Raw genomic sequence first — 20,030 nt, 5'->3', positions numbered from 1 at the left:
TTGCAGTTAAAAAATTATGTCTCACTAATATTGGATAAATGAAATACTACCTTGAAAGTATCGACATATCTAAATAATACATTTCTATTCAAATTACAGTCCCAAAAAGTTGTCAGACCATTTTTTTCGAATCTAATACTTTCGACTAAGAACTGATCATCGATAATCCTAATAAGTTTAAAAAGAAGATTATTTCTAACACGTATTTCAAAAAATGATGCTTTTCTATTGAAATCAATTTTTTGAAATACAGACTTTTCGTCAAATTTCGCATTATCAAATTCTACATCACCGATAAACCTTGTAAAAAAGAATACTATGTCTTTTCTAAATTTTACTGATCTAAATGAGGACAACCTCTCAAAATTAGTCCCTCTGTAAGAGACACTATCTGAAAATCTCGCTTTGTAAAAGGATACAAACTCCTTAAATTCTGAATCTATAAAAGTAGTTCTTTCCTCAAATGTAGAATTTTTGAAATAGGTTTTACCCCCAAATATTACCTTCTTAAATTCTGATCGACCTAAGAACTTTGCACTTTTAAATGTTGTTTTGTTCTCAAAACATTTGGAATTTATATCTCTCCAAAAACATTGGGTAGGTTTTGTATTTCCTGATGTTGGTGGATTTGGACTTTCAAATTCCGGGAACACAAAATTGTCAAAATTGTAATCCTTAACATCCATCTTATTCAGTCGAATAAGTTTCCAAAACTCTCTCACTTTAGTTTTATCCCAAATCTTTTTTCCATTGTCACTAATGGTGTACCAATCAGATTTATCACTTTTGAAGTAACTTATTATTTCGTCTTTTGTTTTCATTTTTTATTACCCCATCCCATTAATAAATGTCTCAATAAAGTCATTTATTTTAGTGATGATTCGATTTGATGATTTTGCTCTCTCTTTTAGACTTGGTCTTTCATTCATTACGCTTATCACCTCGTCTCTTAAGGGTTCTTTTTCTGTGAAAAGATAGTTGCTTACTAAATCAACTAACTTTTTGAAATCTAAGTTTTCCTCTTTACTCAGATTAACAATAGCACTTTTCTTTTCAATAGTCCAAAAGTCTTCAAAGGCATCCGGAATTAAATCCGAGTCGGTAACTAATGGTAGATTCTCTTCAATGAATTTCTCAATAAGTTCCTTTTTGCTTCTTAGTTGAATTTCTGATTCTAATATGTCGGAAATCTGTTTCTTCTGTTTTTCCTGTTCCTGTGGTTTCTTAGTATCTGATAGTTTAGCCAATAAGGAAAGAATATAAGTGACATTAATCTCATCTCGCCTTATTAATTCCAATTCAAAATCTATGTCATTAAGTATAGATACTTTCTCTTTTTGGCTTTCTGACTTTATAGTTTCATAAAGGTCTAAGTACTTACTTTTGTAATTCTCAAAAGTCTGTTCATCCATACCTAAGTCATCATAACTAAACTCAGTAAATGTGTTCAATACATTCTTAACACGCATGAGTTCCCTGAACGCTTTTACAAACTCTAATTCTTCAGCTTCCGAAACTAAATCATTAACACTTTCAAAGGTTGGTGTTATGGCTTTAACTCGTTCTACAGCTTCATTGAAATCTTCAATATAATCTTCATAAGGTTGTAGAATTATCTCTTCAATGGCTTCTTTATTTGAGAATAGGGTAATGGCTTCATCTGTGGCATCTTTTAAGTTTCTAAAGCAAACTACATTACCCTGAGATTTCACCTCATCTAATATCCTGTTGGTACGTGAATAGGCTTGTATTAAACCATGATATTTAAGGTTCTTATCAACATAGATAGTATTCAATAACTTGCTATCAAAACCGGTTAAGAACATATTCACCACCAATAAAACATCAACCTGTCTGTTCTTAACTCGCTTTCCAATATCCTTGTAATAGCTGTAAAACTCATTAGAAGAATAATTGGTTTTGAACATCTTATTATAGTCATCAATAAACTCATCTAAGCGTTCCCTTGTATGCTTGGTATCGTACAGGGATTCCGGTTCTGAAAGAAAATCCTCATAATCTTCATCAGGGATAAATCCATTGGCGTCTTCGTCTAATTGATTTGCCTGATATGAGAAAATTGTGGCAACTTTTAAATCGTGATTTTCATTGTCTTTTTTCTCTTTAAAAATATCATAGTATTTAATTAGGGTCTTAACATTCTGAACACAGAAAATGGACGTAAATCGTTTATTATGCGTTTTCCTGCTATGATTATCAATAATGAAATCTACATTATTGTCTAATCGCTCAGGTGCTTCCAATACCTCAGCGGTATTTATATCTTCAACCTTAATGTCTACAACATCATCTTTGAGTTTTACGGTGTTCATGTACTCAATAGAGAACTTTAAGACATTCCTGTCTCTAATGGCATCAGTAATGACATATTTATGCAGACACTCTTCAAATAGGTCTTTGGTGGTGCGTTTTCCTAAGGCATTTTTAACTGAGTTATCTGCAAATATTGGTGTTCCTGTAAACCCAAACATCTGAGACTTACCAAAGAATGCTTTAATACGATTATGTGTTTCACCAAACTGACTTCTATGACATTCATCAAAAATGAAAACTACCTTCTCTTTTTGCAGATATTCCATTTTTGCAAAATGCTTTGGTTTGCTGATGGCTGTATTTAACTTTTGTATGGTGGTTACAATCAGTTTAGTATCATCTGACAACTGTTTTACTAATGCTGAGGTATTATTTGTGGCATCTATACTGCCTTCACTAAAACTATTGAACTCTTTTATGGTTTGGTAGTCTAAATCCTTTCTATCGACAACAAAAACAACTTTATGAACATCTTCTAAATTGGTAAGGATTTGAGCAGTTTTAAAGGACGTTAGTGTTTTTCCTGAACCGGTTGTGTGCCAAATATACCCGAACTTATTACTTGTCTTTACACGCTCTACAATAGCTTCTGTAGCATAATACTGATATGGTCTGAGAACCATCAATGTATTAGAGGTATTTAAGACAATATACTTGGTTATCATTTTGGATAAATGACATGGCTCTAAGAACAATTTAGAGAACTCACTGAGCTGTGTAATGATTTTATTATTTACATCTGCCCAATAAAACGTTTGTTTGAATGAACGTGCTTTGACAGGGTTGTTAGCATAATATTTGGTATTAACACCATTACTAATGACAAACAATTGAATAAACTGAAATAAACCTTTGCCCGAACTAAAGGAATGCCTCTCGTATCTGTTGGTTTGATTGAAGGCTTCTTTAAGCTCTAAACCACGTCTTTTAAGTTCTATTTGTACCAAAGGCAAACCGTTTATTAATATGGTCACATCATAACGGTTTTTGTATTTGCCTTCCATCGTAATTTGATGGGTAACTTGGTATTGGTTTTTACACCAATGTATTTGGTTAATTAACTCTACATAACCGGTTTTACCATTGTCTTTATTGTAGGTGATTCTATCACGCAGAATCTTAGCCTTTTCATAAATATTACCCTTAGATAATTGATTTAGAATTTGCTTAAACTCATTATCTGAGTAGAATGTTTTGTTATGTTTCTCGAGTTGAGCTTTAAGATTGCCAATGAGGTCTGCTTCATCTTTAATTACCACTTTTGAGTAACCCAATTCTTGTAGCTGAGACACTAAATTTTCTTCTAATATGTATTCCGGTTGTTTAGTCATTAATTTTATGTAATTAGACAAACATTTGTTGCAACAAGCCTTTTTTAAAGTTTTGATTATAAATTAATTGGGCTTTCACTGAATTTATTTTAGCATCAATTGCCGATAAGAAATCTGCAATTTGGTTTTGTTCTTTTAAACTTGGTAATCTAACAATACAATTTCCTATCTCACCTAAATTTATTTTTTGCGGAAAAGCTACATGTATCGTTCTTTTCCAAAGTTCACGTTGAAAAAATGTAGAATTAATAAATTGAGAAAGGTATTTGCTTGAAAAAGAACTATTTTGTTTTATTAAAGCTAAACTAACATAAAATGAAGCTCTAACATTCCAATCAATATACTTTGCTTTACCAATATTACCAATACGTGTCATTAATATATCACCTTTCTCTAACTTCACTCTTTTATTTTCTTTTTCAAACACTTCTTCAGAAATAAACTTTGTTTTTTCAAATTGATTGGCAGTTACGTGTTCTACACTATAAAATGCGATTCCTTCTGAAACGTATTTTGGTGTTTGATGAGTACCATCATAGTATTTTGTAATATCTGCCAACTTCTTTTCTTCCCAATCCGGATAATCATTTCCATCATCATCTTTAAATCTAATTTGTTGACTAAAGATTTGTTGCATAACACCTTTTTTATAATCTTCTAAAAGGTCTTTCTTTACTTGAAGTAATTTTATTTTTTTATCAACTGATGACAGGAATGAGGCTATTTTTTTTTGTTCTTTTAACTCAGGATAAGTCATTTTTATCCTGTAGAAATCAGAGTGATTTAAATCAGGTATAGTTGAAGTTCCTGCTAAACGTTTAATTTGATTTTGGGTGTTGTTAAGATTTAAAAACTGATATAGAAATATCTTATCAATATATTCAGGATAACTTATTCTAAAAAAATTATTATGGAATGCTCCTGATACATTTGTGACCACCATTCCTGTGTTACCTGTCCTTGTCATAAGAATATCTGATTCATCACAAATGACAGATTCAGGTGGGTTTTTTATAAAATATTTCTTTTCAGAATTTTCTTTTAGAAATTCATTTGTTATGTAGAAATAAGAATCATCAACTTCATCTAAATATCTATCTGAAATAGGGATTTGTAGTCCTTGGTTTATTTTGGTTAGTTCTTTGAATTTCTTGGATTTCCAAGAGTCACTGAACTCAGTGAATCTTAATTTTGGATGATTGTTAACTTTCATATCAAAAAAGTGTTTTAATATTAAGTTGTTTACAATACTCAGCTATAGTGGAATCTATTTCAGAAATTTCATTTTCTATGGATTTTAATTCTATAGAAACCTCATCTAAATCAATGGCTTCTTCTTCTTCAAAGGTATCAACATAACGGGGAATGTTGAGGTTATAATCGTTTTCAGCAATTTCGTCTAAAGTAGCTACATAACTGTATTTGTCATCTGTGAAACGCACTCTGTAGGTTTTGATAATTCTATCAATATGTTCATCTTCGAGTTTGTTTTTGTTACCATCCTTTTCAAACTCCTGTGAGGCATCTATAAACAATATATTATCATCATTTACTCTACATTTACTTAAAACCATAATACAGGTAGGAATACTTGTGCCGTAAAAGATATTAGCCGGTAAACCAATAACCGCATCCAAATAATTTAACTCTTTAATGAGATATTCTCGAATTGTACCTTCAGCAGAGCCTCTAAATAAAGCTCCATGAGGCAATACAACAGCCATAGTGCCATTATCTGCTAATTGATAAATCATGTGTTGCACAAAGGCAAAATCAGCTTTACTTGTTGGCGCTAATCTTCCGTATTGACTGAATCGTTCATCATTTTCATTTAAGGGGTTGTTTTTACCTTTCCATTTGGCTGAAAATGGTGGATTGGCAACAACTGCTTCAAACCTCATATCAATATGCTGAGGACGCTCTAATGTGTCTTCCTGTCGTATGTCAAAGTGACGATAATGCACATCATGCAAAATCATGTTCATTCGGCATAAGTTGTAGGTGGTTCTGTTTAATTCTTGTCCAAAGAAATCATCAACCTTAACTTCTCTTGCAACTCTTAACAATAAAGACCCACTTCCACAAGCAGGATCATAGACACTTTTCAATTGCTTTTTGCCAGTTGTAACAATCTTAGCTAAGATTTTAGAGACTTGTTGTGGTGTATAAAACTCACCTGACTTTTTACCCGCACCACTTGCAAACTGTTTAATAAGGTACTCATAAGCATCACCAATGACATCTGAGTCAGTATCATCTAAAGCAAAATCAATTTTATCTAAATGGAATAAGACTTTGGCGATAAGACTATTACGTGCTTCAGTGCTTCGTCCTAACTTTGTACTGTTGAGATCTAAATCTTCGAAGAGCTTGTTGAAATCATCTTCACTTTCAGTACCCATAGTACTTTGCTCAATACCGTTGAGAATTGTTTCTAAATCCGCTAAGATGAAGTTGCTTTCATTCTCAGTATTTGCATTTCCCTTTTTAGCGATAGAGCTGAATAATTCATCCGGTTTAAGGAAATACCCTAACTTTAAAAGAGATTCCTCTCTAATAGCATCTATATCATCCTCATCCGTAACAAAAAGATAGTCTTTGGTATCTTCCGTTTCTAATAGTCTATTAGCGTATAAGTATTGTTTTTCAGAGAGGTATTTGTAGAATATAAATCCGAGAATATAATCTCTAAATTCATCGGCATCCATTTTGCCACGCAGTTCATTGGCAATATTCCATAGTTGTTGTTCTAAGAGCTTCTTTTGTTCTTCAGACATCCAATTTATTTAATAAGGGAATTATTACAAAGGGTAATCAAATATAACAAATCAAATCACAAAATGGAATCGTTAATATTGTTTTCCAAAATTGAATTTAGATACGAAGGCAATTCATAACCGGATAGCTTTTCGCCTGTCATTACATTAACCCAATCCGCTGAGGTCATGTCATATTCCCATTCATTGTAATAAGACAGTAATTTGGCAGGTATTTGAGTTATGTTTGTTGCCTTTGGAAGATTGAATCCAAAACGGTCAAATATACGTTTGCCTTTCATAGCAGTTAGAATTATGTTTAAGGCTTTAACGTATATCTGAGCAGTGTCTTTTTGGTTTTTTCTATTCTTCAGATCAGGTTCAGTAAAAATTTTACTACCATATTTTATAATTTCGATGAGACCTGTTTTTAATTCAGTTACTTTTTGAATATTTTGAGCCGGTCTTTTGGCGAATTTCGGAGTCCATAATTTGAGCCATTCCGACAGTAAAATCTCAGCGGTTTCTTTATCTTTTGTGATAATATGGAAGTGCGGATTATAGGTTTTTCTAACAGGATTGAAATTGCACTCTAAAGACCTTATTCCGATGAGTTTTTTTCCTTTTCCTCTTTGATAGCGTTTACGGTGTTTTTCGGTTATTCTTTGAAATCCTTGAATGAATTTCTTAATGTAGCGAGATAGCTGTTCAGCTTTACAGGATTTTACAGTAAGCGTTAGGAAAAAAGGCTCTTTCCACTTTTTTAAAACCGGATGATATTTATTAATCATTTCGGCTTTTCTAATGCTACAACATAAGGTGCAAAACCGATTCTTGCAATATTTACCGTATAGTCTACCATCAGATGTAAACAAATTCTGTTGGCAGTAATAGGTGTTCCAATAGGCTTTTTCTAATTCAGGCTCACCTTCATTTTGAGCGACACTTATTAACTTTAGCATCATTACCTGCGTAATAGTTTTGCGTTTTGCTCTCCCTTTTAAGGCATCTGTTTTGCTAAGGTCCGAGCCTTCACCATTGACAATTACATTAAATTGTCCTGCTTTGTTTGTCCTACTTTCTGCTAATGTATAGATTTCTCTCTTCCCAAACTTTTCTGAACACATGTGACAATAGTTTAGAATCGTTTGTATTTTAGAGACTTTACTTCTTGCAATGACTCATCAATATCACTCCGCTTAATCAGTAAAATTCTACCTACTTTTTTTGCAGTGATACAACCACGTTTTATGTAATTGTGAATGGACTGTTCTGAAACCTTTAGAAGTTCAGCGGTTTCTTTTACGGTTAAGTTTTCGTCTTTCTCTTCTTCATTTGGTTTATGCTTTAGCTCTAAGAGTAGACTTTCAATGTTAGACAATCTTTGATTGATTGTATCAAATGGGTTGCTCATTTTTCCTGCATTTTGAATTACAGGTACAAATAGCAATTTATGTGAAGATTATATCCTCAATAGTAACTATGTAGTAGGTACTATGAATTTAATTTAGCCATATTTAACTCATCTTTTGCGAGTTTTAAGGCTTTATCATTATTTATTAATAGTTTTTCTATCACTGTTTCAATAGTTTTGACTCTCGACCTTTTTAGTCGTTCCAAACGATTTTTAAAGATAGCATTATATACTTTTTGGATATTTTTCCAGTTCTTACCATAACTTTTACCAATTTCCTGCCAAGCGTTGACAGAAGGAAAAGGATTTTCTGTTTTAAGAGTATTGGTTTGTGAAGTATAGTAGCAGTAGTAAGCGATATGTGTTCTGCTAACGTTAGATTTAACCGCCGAATGATTCATATATTTTTCGGCAAAATCTTTAAAAAAATCAAATTGTTTTTGAGTTTTTTCACTTGTATAAATTTCTTCAGGAAGCACTTCAATTAATTCTAGCTTATTTGAATAACTAAGATCATCGGATTTGAGAAAACTACACAAAATTCCAATAATGTACTCCTTTAAATCTTCAATGGAAGACTCTAGATTTTCTTTAATTACTTGGTTTTTAATAAGTCTATAGAGACAATCATCTTGTTCATTTTGGATTCTTATGTTGTTTGTATAATTATTAAATCTTTCCTGAGCTTGTTCCTCAGTATAAGATACTTCTAAAAAATGTCTCCTATTATTTTCTATTTCAATTTTATAATCTTCAGTTGCTTGTTTTAAAGAAGAAAAATAAATTTTTCTTACTAAATTGTCTAGATCTAAACTTTCAAATTTTTCTTTATATTCTTTTTGCTTTTTTTGGTAGTCTTCACCCCTACCTCTAGTTATCATTGACGCCATTAGTTAACCTTTTTCATTGGAATATCATCAATTTTCCAAACTGTTTGCATAAAATCCTTTCTATCTTCATTATTTGGCTTGTAGTATTTGTTGAACACTTCTAAACTTCTATGACCTGTGTAGCTCATTATTACTTTGTCCGGAATTTTCTTATTCTTCATGATAGTAATAAAACTTCTGCGGGCAGTATGAGAAGAGATACGCTCGTATAAGGGATTGATTTGTTCTATAATTTCCTTACCAACTTTCATGGTCTTTTTGACGTTATCAGTATATCCAATGATTTTGAAAACCTCTTTGATGTAATCATTGAATCTTTGATTAGATATTTTCGGTAATTGATAATTGTATTTTTTTAGGACATACATGGAAAAATCATTTAATGGAATTTCCAAAGTCTTATAATTGTTCTTCTCATCTCTAACCTTAATCATTCCATTTTGAATGTCTTTCTTGGCAACCTTAGAATAATTACTATATCTCATACCGGTTGCACATCCAAAGACAAACAAATCTCTCACTTTTTCTAATCTCTCATTTTTGCTGAAATCATATTCAAAAACTTCCTGTACCTGTTGTAAGGTCAGTGCAACCTCATCAGTTTGCTGTGCTTTAGGTGCTTTGAACTTCTGAAAATCTGATTTGTAAGTGTAACCATTCTCTAATGCCCAATAAAGAAATGTTTTGAAAAGACCAACATTTCTCCGTAATGTGTTTGATGAATGTTCTTTTACCGTTACGCAGTAATTAATAAAGTCATTATAGAACGATTTGTTAATCTGATTGAAGTGAATCTTTTTATTTCTGTATTCTTGAAAATTGAAAAGCAATTTTCTGTTGTACTCATAGCGTTTAATAGTGGTTTGGGAATTGGCATCCTCCGTGTAATCAGATTTTTTATCATTGAGGAATAGATTATAAACCTCAAAAAATTTACTTGCTATGGATTTGGTTCTTTTAAACTCAGTATCAAAATCAGCTCTAATATCAGCAATTATGATTTCTCTATTGGCGAGTTTGTAGTTTTGGATTGTATCAGAGAAAAAATAGGAGTAACGGTCTAATTGTCTCTTTATTCCTCTGTGTTTATTGGCTTTTTCAGTTCTTCCGTTGAGGTGTTTAGGCTGTCTATTTTCAAAATCCCATTCCTTAGGATGGATAACTTCACCGGTTGAGTAGACAAATTTGCGACCTTCACCTTTAAAATAGGCAGCAAATAAAATCAAAGATTCCTTATTCTTATTGGGTTCTTTGATATTAAATGTACTTCTCATAACTATATTGACTCTATTTACTATTAAGGAACTACCTAGCTATAAATTGTTTGACCTCTACAACCTCATCAATATTTAATGACCAAAAAGTGGCTTGAATACTTTTATCAATCCTAGGCACACTATAATAGTCATTTCCAGTGAAGTCTAGATCAAATATTCTTTCCCAACTTTTTGAAATTTTATTACGATAATCACTAGTTAATTGATTATAATCAACTTGCTCTAATGATTTACTCTTTAATAATTCTTCAAATTGAAGTAAATCAATTTCGTTAATCCCTATATAGGTTTTAAACGAAAGTGGATAATGCCATAACATAAAGTCTGATAGCAATATCTCTTTTTTAGATTTTACAAACTCTATTCTTACTCCTTCTGTTTTTGGACTTAAATGTCCTGAATACCTCAAATCTGGTTTTTTATGTTTTGCATCAGTATATTGAAACCAAGCCCAAATTGGATAACACCTGGGTTTTGGTTTTTTACCTAATCTCAATTCCATTTGATGAGTCATCCAGTCATATGCAGTTTTCCAACTATCATGAACATCTATAAATCGCATATCCCCATAGATTTTACCCTTCACCAAAAGTTTATTATACCACGCAACTGGCTGTATTGTCCAAAGTCTATACATTCATAATGAACTTAACCTATGAAGCCTATTTAGCAAACTCGTTCTTTCGATCATACTATATTTTTGTTTTGATATTTGTATTTCAGCTGATATCATAGTTCTAAAACTCGTCCATCATAATAAATTGGACTATCTCCAAATCTTTCAAGCAAAACCTCTCTCAAAGCTATTATATAATACAATTGCATACTTACACCAGTTATTCCAACCTTCATTTGCCTAAAATAGGCTGCTGCCAATTCCTTATCTGATTTCTTTTTAAAACTTTGTTTAAACACTTTTATCTTTTCAATACCAAATTCGCTAAGTTCTCCTGTTACCGCCTTTAACATCTGAAATCAATTTTAATATTTTGTGGTTGACAATATCGTTGACAGTAAAGTTATGTTTTAATAGTATTTTCCTTATAAATAGTTATCAACACTTATAAACAAAAGCCTGATATTTAGAATATTAATGATAATAGAGTATAAATAGATGTAAAAGGTTCAAAACCCTCTTCCTCCGCTTCGAGCAAAGCCCAATTTCGCTTCAGAAATTGGGCTTTTATTTTAGGAACGTGTCTAACGAAGTTTTACAAGGAGAACTTAAACCAAAAAGCGAATAGTTGCTACAACACTGTGAGGTTTATTTTCAGATGAGCAGGTCAAGAGAAAAGCGCAGGTAATCCTGCTTCCTCTGCTATTCCTTTTTGCTTTTGATAATAAGCGTTCAAGAACTTCTATAAATTTTATTTAAACTATACAAATCTCCGTTTTTGAGTATTAATCCTATTCTCTTTTGACCTAATTTAGGTCATTATTTTAAATAAGTCTAAATTCATATTATTGATTATCAGCTATTTAAATTCATTCTAGACGCAACATAACCTAAATTCAATAAACTTAAAAGATTCAAAAATGGCTATACGACTAGGAAATAATTGCGAGAATTGTGACAATTTAATGAGTAACAACATGTGTAAAGAACATGGTGTTATGGTGGGAAGTAACTACACTTGTGACAAGTTTGAAATGAAGGCTAACTTGATAACCGACAGGGACTGTAATACCTGTCTACGCTACGAAAAAGAGGATTGTGCCAACCCAACGAAGGCCGCTCCAGGAATGATGTGTTCGGTTTGGGCACCCTTAAGCGCAAGAGCATAGGAGATTTATAATAGTTAAGCATCTAGAATTTTACTTTTTTAGGGTTTCTATTTGACTCGGTATATCGGTTTTTGCCTTCTTATTAAACTCATATTTATACACTTATTAGTTAGGAAAGATAATACTAAAAAAAGCAGCCGACACCAGATTGTTGAATTACAACTTTAGGTGTCGGCTTCACAATTACTGTATTTATGGTCTAAATCAAAAACGATTTTTACAAGCTTTCCACAAGACGAGCATATTCTATTTTCTTTGCAATCTTAATTCAAGCTAAAACACTTCTGAAATAAATCAAAACTTCACTACTATTGATTTAGCCAGCTTTTAAAGGCATTGGTTTTTTGCCTGCTCACAACAAATTCCTTCTCCCCTGCTTTAGGCAATAGAAGTTTTAGTCGATGATTGAAATACTTATCAATCTTTTGTATAGAACTCTTTGCAATTATTTGACCCCGATTTATTTGAAAAAATTCTTTTGGATCTAAAGTTGGTAGTAATTGATCTAGTGTTTCATCAATAATTACCCTTTTATTAGCAGTTACTCCGAATGTAATACTTTCTTCAGAGTAAATATATAACAGCTCAGAAATGCGTATTTGAATAAATCCATCCCCATCTTTAACCAATATCCCATCCCGCAATTTGGACCTTTGCAAGTCAGACATAAAACTCTGTAATATCTTGTTTGTAAGTGTAAGTTCTTTTTTGGATCGATTAAATTTCTGTAAGGCATGACTTAAATCTGCTTCCTGGATTGGTTTTAAAAGGTAATCTATACTGTTAAGCTTAAAAGCCCGAATGGCATACTGGTCAAAGGCTGTGGTAAAAATAATAGGGCAATCTGTTTCTACCGTTTGAAATATTTCAAAACTTAGGCCGTCTGCCAACTGTATGTCCATAAATATTAAATCCGGACTTTCATTCTTTTGTAACCAAGTGACACTTTCTTCCACAGAATCTATAATCTCCAATAATTCAAACTCAAAATCCAAACTACCTAATAGTGTTTGTAACTGATTCGCTGCGCGAGCTTCGTCTTCAATGATCAATATCTGCATAGTCTAGTATTTGATTCTCAGCTGTTAATAGTGGTAATGAAACCTTAAAAGTTCCCCCTTTCTTGCTAATTACTATCTCTTCATCGGCAATCAACTTATATCTGCGTCCTATATTACTTAGTCCTAGTTTAGTGGTGGGCAATTGTGTAGATTTCTGGGTGATTTTATTATGAACTATAAGTTTACCTTCCGAAACTTCTACATGCACCTCTAATGGTTTGGCTTTCGAAATTACATTGTGTTTTACTGCATTCTCTAATAATAGCTGCAGGCTCATGGGAATAATTAAGCTATTTTTATCACCCTCTTTTATGTTCCATTGAATTCTAAGGTTATTGCCAAACCGTTCCTTTTGAATATGTATATAGGCCTCTGCAAATTTTAATTCATCACGTAAGGAAATTACATTAGAATTACCGGATTCCAGAATAAAACGATATACTTCGGATAGTCTATTTACAAACTCCTTTGCCTCTTCCTTGGTATTCTGGTCAATAATATCCCTTAGGGTATTCAGAGTATTAAAAAAAAAATGGGGTTGTGCCTGATTTCGCAAGGCATCTAATTGTGACTGTACAATTGCCCGTTTAGCCTGCTCTTCTTCACGTATCGACTCCTTTAAGCGGATATAATAATATAGTGCCTCATAAATGGCCATGGTCATGGTACTGATTAAAATTATGGGCAAAACAATTTTTGAACGCAAAGGATGGTTATAACTCTCGTCAAAAATATACCCCAGCAAATTGTTTCCTATAAAGTCTATTATAAGAATGGAGGATACTAAAGCCAAGAATATAAGAGGAATGCGTATTCTATTATCTTTTAATCTGGGATACTTTTTACGTAAAGCAATGATTACCTTTCGCATTACCAGCCAGTTAACCGTAGAAAACATCAAAGACACACTCCAGTTTATTGTGGCCTCCCAAAAAGGATAACGAGCGAACGAATTATTGGAAAAAAGAAAATCTGTTATAAAACTGAGCACCAAGATGCCGCCCGTTACGAACCAGACATCATTAAATCCCAAATACTTTATACGCTTTTCTTTATTTGATAATTGCATATGTTTCTTGGTTTAATAGCGAACCAGAGGCATTCCTTGCTTTGCCTGATAAAATGTAAAAGCTATCCATGAGACGTATACCAGGGCAAAACATATTACTACCAGGTTCTTGGCCATGATAGAGCCATTCCACCTTTTACAAAGCCCTACTGCGAATAAAGGAATTATTTGAATACCGTGCAATCCGAAAAAATGTGCAACACGTAAATCTCCTGCTATAGTGCTCCAATTTACTAAGGGAAGACCTTCCCCTCCATCAGCAATACCAACATTATGTGCCATTTGCGAAATCATCTGTCCACCCACCCAACTGCCAAACAAAACAACTAACCATCCTAAAAGAATACCCCATTGTACCGGTCTTGGCGTATGGAGTCTTAGTCTAATGGTTTCCACAATAAAGAAAATCATGGTAAGAACGATTATACTTATTAGAATCCCCATTAATCCAAACAGAATCCCGTCTAACAGATTAGATTGATTATAATGCGATTTCACTCCTCTTGCAGCCTGCATTACTATGATACATATTTCAAGTGCCAAAGTCCATGAAATTATGTTATTGACAATATTTTTCTTTCTTCTTGAGAAAGGATAAAGTGTTATCAAATAACCTGTGGTTAGGAGGTATAATCCTCCTGAAATGGTAAATTTCAATGGTTTAACCCACACGTTAAGACCAAATAATTCCCTACTGTCTAGTGTCCATCCAACCAAACATAGTAAGGCAAGAGCAAAATGGAAAACCACAATTCCAAATAAAATTGGGCTTTCAGTTTGAACAGTTTGCAGTACTTTTTTAATAGTTTTCATTATTTAGAAAGTTTTATTGTTCTTATAAGCATAAAAAGTAAAAAACCCACCGGGCCCAACATAAAGGTACCGAACAAACAAGGAGCCATCAAGAAGGGATGAATACCTAATTGTTCATTCTCCTTAATCATCCAAATCCCTATGAGAAGATCAAAAGCCAGATAATGAATCCAGCCAGCCATTAAGGCATTTTCAAAGGTAAACAAAGCCATAACCGACCCTAAATTACCAAAGTCTAATCCACCTCCAGCAAGCAGATGGGACACCATAAAATAAACGTAAAAAAAAGAGAGGAAAATAGGCACAATCTTATAAGTCATTAAAAATCGGGTAATCTTCCATTTTGGTAGCCCTATCATTAAAACCCACATTAGCATGGCGATCATGTTGGTAAGTGAAAAAAGCTCAGCTATTGTTATTGTCATTGCCGTTAATTTTAATTAAACATATCCCAAAATTGCTTTTTAAGACGAGAACAAAGAAGGTTTTTCTGTTGAATCGTCGTTCTGGATTGTTGAATTGGAAAAAGGCCGTTAATTGTTGCACTAGAGACTAGACAAAAGCTCATCTAATCCCCGGGCAATTAGTCAAATCTTGCCATACTTAACTAATAAAGCCATTTAAATGTTAATGTTATTACAGCAAAGGGATAGTTATAAGTCCCAAGAGCTTAGACAAAATATAAGTCCTTTAAAGAGAAGATATATCTAAGTTCAACTAAATGCTTCTGACGAAAGTTCCTGTATTAACTTGTACATCATTTTCATTCCCATATCTAACTGTTCTTTGCTAATGAATTCATCTGCCCTATGGGCTTGTTCAATAGAGCCAGGCCCGCATATGGCCGAATGAAAACCTTCATTGGCAAACTGCCCAGCCTCAGCTGCATAGGAAACGGTATCTAATTTAGAATTACCAGAAATCTTTTTAATCAATCCCACAATTGGATCATCAGCTTTTGTATCCAAATGTGGCACTGGTGGATGGTTTTCTATAGTTTTAATAGAGAAATCTGGAAAAATAGAGCGCAATTCTATTTCGCGTTCGAGGCAAAAAGTGTCAAATTCAGCTACAATAGACTGAATATCATCCATAGGAATGGTACGTAAATCCCAATAAAAATGTGCCTTATCTGCAATAACATTAGGTGCTATGCCCCCGTTTACCAGACCAATATGGATACTGGAATGCGGCGGATGAAATCGGTCATCCAAACGTTTGTCCGCAATTAATTTGTCCATTTTAGCTTCAAGCCAAAGAATTAATCGCATGGCTTCATGGATAGCACTCACTTCTTGTTTTATACGACTACTGTGGCCAGCCGATCCGTTTACATAGGTTTCCAGAATATAAATGCCTTTTTGCCCAACTATAGGTTCCATCATGGATGGCTCTCCAATTAAGGCGTATTTGGGCTTTTCTACATAGTGATTTCGAATATGTTTTGCCAATTCCGGAGCTGCCAAACAGCCAACTTCTTCGTCATAGGAGAAAGCGAAATAAATAGGCTTTTTTAAACTAGCTTTTAACATATCTGGTAAGGCGGCCAGGCAACAAGCCAGGAAGCCCTTCATGTCACAAGAGCCTCTGCCATATAGTTTGCCATCTTCTTTATCGATAAGTTCAAAAGGATCGGAAGTCCAATCCTGTCCTTCAACAGGGACTACATCCATATGTCCTGACAAAATCACACCACCATCCGTAGCCGGACCAATCCTGCAATGCAAAGAAGCTTTAGTACCATCTTCGTTAGGCACCAGGTTTACAACGACACCATAAGATTCTAAATAATCCTTTATCCAATTTAGGATGGATAAATTACTTTTCCCTCCCAAGACTGGAAAGGAAACCAGTTTTTCTAAAATGTTTACTACGGTCATAAGTTTAACTATAATTTGTTGCTACGGCCACAATTAATGCTAAAAAAGCAATCCCTAACAGGCTAATTAATATCGGGAATATAAAACGAATCCATCGATCAATCGGTACACGACACATACTTAGCATGGCTATTAACCCCCCAAGAGTAGGATTCACCAAATTAGACAATCCATCCCCAATTTGAAAGGCCAGAATGGTAATTTGTCTAGACAGGCCCAAAGATTCCCCTAATGGCAACATAACCGGTAAAGTGGCCAGGGCCTGTCCACTGCCTGAAGGAATAAAGAAATTAATAACGGATTGCGAAACCGACATGGCAATAGCAGAGGCATATAAGGGTAAACCTTCTAGCATCAAGGACAGTTGGTATGAAATTGTGTCACCAATGTTTCCCATCTCCATAAGCACTTTAATGGAAGTTGCAAAACCTACCATAAAGGCTCCAGGAGCTGCCAAGGCTACCGACCTCAGCACTGTTTCACTCATTGTATTCGCATCCATTTTAGATACCAAGCCGCAGAGAAGAGCTATGATAAGGAATACAGCGGAAAGCTCATTAATATACCAATGCCAGTTAAAAACCCCATATAGAATAAAGAGTAGTCCCAGGATGAAAATTGAAATAACCATCCAGTTATTCTTAGTTAAACGATACTCTCCTAAAGGTTTGGACAATTGCAGTTCGGACATATCCAAACCTATACCTAAACTTTTGGTAGGGTCCTTGCTGATTTTTTTAAAATAACGGACGTTGTAAAAAGCCATTGCTCCCAGGGCAGTAAGACATAAAATACTGCGAAGTAAGGCTCCTGAAAACATAGGTAGTTCTGCCAACTTATGCCCAGTACCCACGGTATATGGATTAATGGGTGATAATCCAAACCCTATAGTCATGGCACCTACAGATATTCCGGCAGCTAGAATTAAATCTCCCCCTAAAGCAAGACTAAGCACGGCCGCAATAGGCACCATGGCTATGTTATTTTCGTAACCTACAGTAACACCCAATAGACCATAAATAAATGTCATTAGGACAATAATGAGGTTTTTGTTATTTAGTCCAAGGTTTTTAACCAGGGTACCAACAGCATTTTCTACAGCCTTTGATTTTTCCATAAAACCGAACATAATTCCGCCGGCCAACACAATAAAAATAATCTCCACTGCAGCTTTAAAGCCCAGAGGTATGGCTTTAAACATATCTAACAAACCCACTGGGGTAGATGCAATGGTCTTATAGGAATTGGGCACCACAGCACTTCTTCCATCTATCAATACCCTCTCATAAGTTCCGGCGGGAAGTACATAGGTTAATACGGTAACCAAAATAATGATTCCAAACAACATGGTTATGGCATGCGGTATACGGCTAAAAAAAGATGAAATACTCGATCTGGATTTGGTCATTTATATGTAAGAGAACCTAATATTCATTTAATAATCTGTCTAAATAGAATTCTGGATAATAATTTCGCTTGGACAAAACAGCTTCCCAAAATCTAATTGGCGTAAATATCGGTAAATTTAATTTCCTATATAATTTAAATTATGTGGTTTCCTTAATTATTTACATAAGAAGGTATTGGCGGAGAAACATCTCGTAAAAAAAAACCCGTAACCATCGTTACGGGTTGCGGAAGCTACGTTTCCATTAAACTTATGTGGTTTCCTCTTCTGTCTTAAGGGGCGAGTGATGTTCGTGAACAAATTTCCAACCACTGTCAGTTCTTACTAGCAGTAAAGTAATCTGATCCTTTACAACTACCAAATCCTCCCCGAACATTAATTGAAAATCAGAATGAAAGGTAACATTGGCAACCTGATCGTATACGGCTATTTTTAGATCATTAAAATCGAACTTAACTACTTCCGTTACATTTCCAAAAATACTTCTTTCTGTTTTTTCATTTTCTGTACTGCCAACCCTTTTTGCGCCAGCATTGAACTCTGTAAACTTAGGCCCGTAGGCATGGTAAGAAATTAATTTTTCCACTTCTCCATTTAGAATGGTCTGTTTTAATTCTTGCATAAAGGCCATTACTTCCCGTTCTTGTTCCGGAAAATTATCATAAATCAAATCAACTTCTACTACCGGGGCTACAACTTCTTTTTTCTCTTCTTTACATGAAGTAATAACGAAAACAAATGCCGTGGCAAAAATTACTATTCTTTTTAGTTTCATACTTTTAGGTTTTAATTAGTTAATAATTATATATATACATCCAGCCTTGCTAGAGATTAATGAGCATTAATGTTTCTTCCCTGCAGATTAATCAAGGTTTGGCTTCCAGAATTAAATTAAATGGAGTTTCCGTAGCCCGTTTAAAAGACCCGAAGCCTGCAGAGGTGACTACTTCTCTTAATCTTTTTTCGCCGGCCTGTGCTCCCAAGGCAAGTCCAACTTCTTGGTTTAGCGAGCATGGTGTGCAGATTGTTGTAGAAAAAGCATAGAAGGCCCTTCCTACTGGATTCAAATTGTCTTCCAGACTGTCCATGGCAAAAGGTTCAACAATCATACAGCTACCACCTGGTGATAATACTTCTTTTACATGCGCACAGGCCCCTACCGGATCTCCCATATCATGAAGACAATCAAAAAAGGTAATGAAGTCGTAGCCTTCACCCCTAAAGTCCTTGGCGGTGGCCACCTCAAAAGAAATATTATTCACCTTCGCTTCTTTGGCCCTGGCCTTGGCCTGCTCAATAGACTTATCATGGTAGTCGAAACCAACGAAGGTAGAATTTGGATAAGCCTTTGCCATTATAATGGTTGAAGCAGCGTGCCCACAACCGATATCGGCAACTTTAATGCCTTTTTTTAATTTTTCCTCTACCCCATCTAAGGCCGGAATCCAATTGTTTATCAAATTTCCTTCATAGGACGGACTAAAGAATTTTTCTGTTCCGCAAAACAAACAGGTATTATGATCTCCCCAGGCTACCCCCTCACCTGTACCAAAGGCATTTTCTATTTTGGGAATATCATTATAAACCGAGGTAATGGCATAAAACGCGCCTGTCATAAAAACCGGACTGTTCTTATTACCAAATACTGCAGCTTGTTCAGGGGTCATACTAAAACTATTAGACTTGGCATCATAGGTAACATATCCAGAAGCGGCTTGTGCAGATAGCCATTCTCTTACATACCGTTCGGAAGTGTTTGTCTCATCAGCAAGTTCAGTAGAATTCATAGGACCATTAGCAGCAAGCGATTCAAAAAGCCCCAGTTTATCTCCAATTAATATTAATGGACCATTCGCTGCTGCTCCCATTTCGGTCACTACCTGTCCTAATAATGCATTTAATTTTTCCTCGTTTAATTCCATGGTTTCTTTTTTTAAATTCAATGAAGTATAATTAACTGTTAATCAATTGTTTAATTCAATAAACCAAAAGTTATAAATAAAAGAAAACCA

The 20,030-nt window shown here is 34.2% G+C and carries 19 protein-coding genes; 1 reads left to right on the top strand and 18 read right to left on the bottom strand.

All coding sequences use genetic code 11. The annotated features are described in order from the left end of the window. Positions 1-14 precede the first annotated feature (14 nt). From PXG98_RS13585 to PXG98_RS13540, 10 genes are all read right to left on the bottom strand, one after another. Positions 15-821 carry a pentapeptide repeat-containing protein gene (locus PXG98_RS13585; protein ID WP_276391904.1) on the bottom strand — a complete coding sequence of 269 codons (807 nt, stop codon included), beginning with the start codon at positions 819-821 and terminating at the stop codon, positions 15-17. Between the two features lie 6 nt (positions 822-827). Next, entirely contained in the window at positions 828-3,665 is a 2,838-nt protein-coding gene (locus tag PXG98_RS13580) for a type I restriction endonuclease subunit R (protein ID WP_276391902.1), read from the bottom strand. Positions 3,666-3,678: 13 nt separating this feature from the next. Next, positions 3,679-4,878, bottom strand: a complete 1,200-nt coding sequence (locus PXG98_RS13575) for a restriction endonuclease subunit S (RefSeq protein WP_276391900.1) — start codon at positions 4,876-4,878, stop codon at positions 3,679-3,681. A 1-nt stretch (position 4,879) separates the two neighbouring features. Then, the gene (locus PXG98_RS13570; RefSeq protein ID WP_276391898.1) at positions 4,880-6,442 is read right to left on the bottom strand and encodes a type I restriction-modification system subunit M; all 1,563 of its coding nucleotides are present in this window, start codon (positions 6,440-6,442) and stop codon (positions 4,880-4,882) included. Between the two features lie 56 nt (positions 6,443-6,498). Then, positions 6,499-7,548: a protein rep gene (locus tag PXG98_RS13565; RefSeq protein ID WP_276391895.1), complete on the bottom strand. Its 1,050-nt coding sequence runs from the start codon at positions 7,546-7,548 to the stop codon at positions 6,499-6,501. Positions 7,549-7,559: 11 nt separating this feature from the next. Then, positions 7,560-7,835, bottom strand: a complete 276-nt coding sequence (locus PXG98_RS13560) for a helix-turn-helix domain-containing protein (RefSeq protein ID WP_276391894.1) — start codon at positions 7,833-7,835, stop codon at positions 7,560-7,562. 80 nt (positions 7,836-7,915) lie between these two features. Further along, positions 7,916-8,725 carry a hypothetical protein gene (locus PXG98_RS13555; RefSeq protein ID WP_276391893.1) on the bottom strand — a complete coding sequence of 270 codons (810 nt, stop codon included), beginning with the start codon at positions 8,723-8,725 and terminating at the stop codon, positions 7,916-7,918. After that, positions 8,725-9,999: a tyrosine-type recombinase/integrase gene (locus tag PXG98_RS13550; RefSeq protein ID WP_276391891.1), complete on the bottom strand. Its 1,275-nt coding sequence runs from the start codon at positions 9,997-9,999 to the stop codon at positions 8,725-8,727. Before PXG98_RS13550 ends, PXG98_RS13555 begins: the two co-directional genes overlap by 1 nt. Positions 10,000-10,030: 31 nt before the next feature. After that, positions 10,031-10,639, bottom strand: a complete 609-nt coding sequence (locus PXG98_RS13545) for a DUF3841 domain-containing protein (protein WP_276391889.1) — start codon at positions 10,637-10,639, stop codon at positions 10,031-10,033. A gap of 92 nt (positions 10,640-10,731) precedes the next feature. Then, a complete protein-coding gene (locus PXG98_RS13540) occupies positions 10,732-10,971 on the bottom strand; it encodes a hypothetical protein (RefSeq protein WP_276391886.1) in 240 nt (79 codons plus the stop codon). Positions 10,972-11,538: 567 nt separating this feature from the next. Between PXG98_RS13540 and PXG98_RS13535 the strand changes: the two genes are divergently transcribed. Beyond that, positions 11,539-11,787 (top strand): hypothetical protein, encoded by a 249-nt coding sequence (locus tag PXG98_RS13535; RefSeq protein ID WP_276391885.1) that lies wholly within the window; start codon positions 11,539-11,541, stop codon positions 11,785-11,787. Positions 11,788-12,095: 308 nt separating this feature from the next. On the opposite strand, the gene PXG98_RS13530 is transcribed toward PXG98_RS13535, so the two are convergent. From PXG98_RS13530 to PXG98_RS13495, 8 genes are all read right to left on the bottom strand, one after another. Further along, positions 12,096-12,848, bottom strand: coding sequence for a LytR/AlgR family response regulator transcription factor (locus PXG98_RS13530; protein ID WP_276391883.1), 753 nt, complete (start codon positions 12,846-12,848; stop codon positions 12,096-12,098). Further along, positions 12,829-13,917, bottom strand: coding sequence for a sensor histidine kinase (locus tag PXG98_RS13525; protein WP_276391882.1), 1,089 nt, complete (start codon positions 13,915-13,917; stop codon positions 12,829-12,831). Before PXG98_RS13525 ends, PXG98_RS13530 begins: the two co-directional genes overlap by 20 nt. Before the next feature lie 12 nt (positions 13,918-13,929). Beyond that, positions 13,930-14,730 (bottom strand): hypothetical protein, encoded by an 801-nt coding sequence (locus PXG98_RS13520; protein WP_276391880.1) that lies wholly within the window; start codon positions 14,728-14,730, stop codon positions 13,930-13,932. Further along, positions 14,730-15,155, bottom strand: a complete 426-nt coding sequence (locus PXG98_RS13515) for an ABA4-like family protein (protein WP_276391878.1) — start codon at positions 15,153-15,155, stop codon at positions 14,730-14,732. Before PXG98_RS13515 ends, PXG98_RS13520 begins: the two co-directional genes overlap by 1 nt. 288 nt (positions 15,156-15,443) lie before the next feature. Next, on the bottom strand, positions 15,444-16,610 hold the full coding sequence (gene argE, locus PXG98_RS13510) for an acetylornithine deacetylase (RefSeq protein WP_276391875.1): 1,167 nt from the start codon (positions 16,608-16,610) through the stop codon (positions 15,444-15,446). A 4-nt stretch (positions 16,611-16,614) separates the two neighbouring features. Then, positions 16,615-18,018, bottom strand: coding sequence for a YfcC family protein (locus tag PXG98_RS13505; protein ID WP_276391873.1), 1,404 nt, complete (start codon positions 18,016-18,018; stop codon positions 16,615-16,617). A 250-nt stretch (positions 18,019-18,268) separates the two neighbouring features. Beyond that, on the bottom strand, positions 18,269-18,793 hold the full coding sequence (locus PXG98_RS13500; protein ID WP_276391872.1) for a nuclear transport factor 2 family protein: 525 nt from the start codon (positions 18,791-18,793) through the stop codon (positions 18,269-18,271). A 91-nt stretch (positions 18,794-18,884) separates the two neighbouring features. Then, positions 18,885-19,940, bottom strand: coding sequence for a class I SAM-dependent methyltransferase (locus tag PXG98_RS13495; RefSeq protein WP_276391871.1), 1,056 nt, complete (start codon positions 19,938-19,940; stop codon positions 18,885-18,887). Positions 19,941-20,030 lie beyond the last annotated feature (90 nt).

This window comes from Eudoraea chungangensis, assembly GCF_029360665.1.
Lineage (GTDB): Bacteria > Bacteroidota > Bacteroidia > Flavobacteriales > Flavobacteriaceae > Eudoraea > Eudoraea chungangensis.
The sequence above is the reverse complement of the archived record's forward strand: the minus strand, read 5'-3'. Positions and strand labels throughout refer to the sequence as shown.

Excerpts from the sequence above, each read along its gene's own strand:
- argE (WP_276391875.1), bottom strand. The coding sequence starts at position 16,610 with ATGACCGTAGTAAACATTTTAGAAAAACTGGTTTCCTTTCCAGTCTTG.
- PXG98_RS13585 (WP_276391904.1), bottom strand. The coding sequence starts at position 821 with ATGAAAACAAAAGACGAAATAATAAGTTACTTCAAAAGTGATAAATCT.
- PXG98_RS13500 (WP_276391872.1), bottom strand. The coding sequence starts at position 18,793 with ATGAAACTAAAAAGAATAGTAATTTTTGCCACGGCATTTGTTTTCGTT.
- PXG98_RS13550 (WP_276391891.1), bottom strand. The coding sequence starts at position 9,999 with ATGAGAAGTACATTTAATATCAAAGAACCCAATAAGAATAAGGAATCT.
- PXG98_RS13540 (WP_276391886.1), bottom strand. The coding sequence starts at position 10,971 with ATGTTAAAGGCGGTAACAGGAGAACTTAGCGAATTTGGTATTGAAAAG.
- PXG98_RS13565 (WP_276391895.1), bottom strand. The coding sequence starts at position 7,548 with ATGTGTTCAGAAAAGTTTGGGAAGAGAGAAATCTATACATTAGCAGAA.
- PXG98_RS13535 (WP_276391885.1), top strand. The coding sequence starts at position 11,539 with ATGGCTATACGACTAGGAAATAATTGCGAGAATTGTGACAATTTAATG.
- PXG98_RS13580 (WP_276391902.1), bottom strand. The coding sequence starts at position 3,665 with ATGACTAAACAACCGGAATACATATTAGAAGAAAATTTAGTGTCTCAG.
- PXG98_RS13520 (WP_276391880.1), bottom strand. The coding sequence starts at position 14,730 with ATGAAAACTATTAAAAAAGTACTGCAAACTGTTCAAACTGAAAGCCCA.
- PXG98_RS13530 (WP_276391883.1), bottom strand. The coding sequence starts at position 12,848 with ATGCAGATATTGATCATTGAAGACGAAGCTCGCGCAGCGAATCAGTTA.
- PXG98_RS13575 (WP_276391900.1), bottom strand. The coding sequence starts at position 4,878 with ATGAAAGTTAACAATCATCCAAAATTAAGATTCACTGAGTTCAGTGAC.
- PXG98_RS13570 (WP_276391898.1), bottom strand. The coding sequence starts at position 6,442 with ATGTCTGAAGAACAAAAGAAGCTCTTAGAACAACAACTATGGAATATT.
- PXG98_RS13525 (WP_276391882.1), bottom strand. The coding sequence starts at position 13,917 with ATGCAATTATCAAATAAAGAAAAGCGTATAAAGTATTTGGGATTTAAT.
- PXG98_RS13545 (WP_276391889.1), bottom strand. The coding sequence starts at position 10,639 with ATGTATAGACTTTGGACAATACAGCCAGTTGCGTGGTATAATAAACTT.
- PXG98_RS13555 (WP_276391893.1), bottom strand. The coding sequence starts at position 8,725 with ATGGCGTCAATGATAACTAGAGGTAGGGGTGAAGACTACCAAAAAAAG.
- PXG98_RS13560 (WP_276391894.1), bottom strand. The coding sequence starts at position 7,835 with ATGAGCAACCCATTTGATACAATCAATCAAAGATTGTCTAACATTGAA.
- PXG98_RS13505 (WP_276391873.1), bottom strand. The coding sequence starts at position 18,018 with ATGACCAAATCCAGATCGAGTATTTCATCTTTTTTTAGCCGTATACCG.
- PXG98_RS13495 (WP_276391871.1), bottom strand. The coding sequence starts at position 19,940 with ATGGAATTAAACGAGGAAAAATTAAATGCATTATTAGGACAGGTAGTG.
- PXG98_RS13515 (WP_276391878.1), bottom strand. The coding sequence starts at position 15,155 with ATGACAATAACAATAGCTGAGCTTTTTTCACTTACCAACATGATCGCC.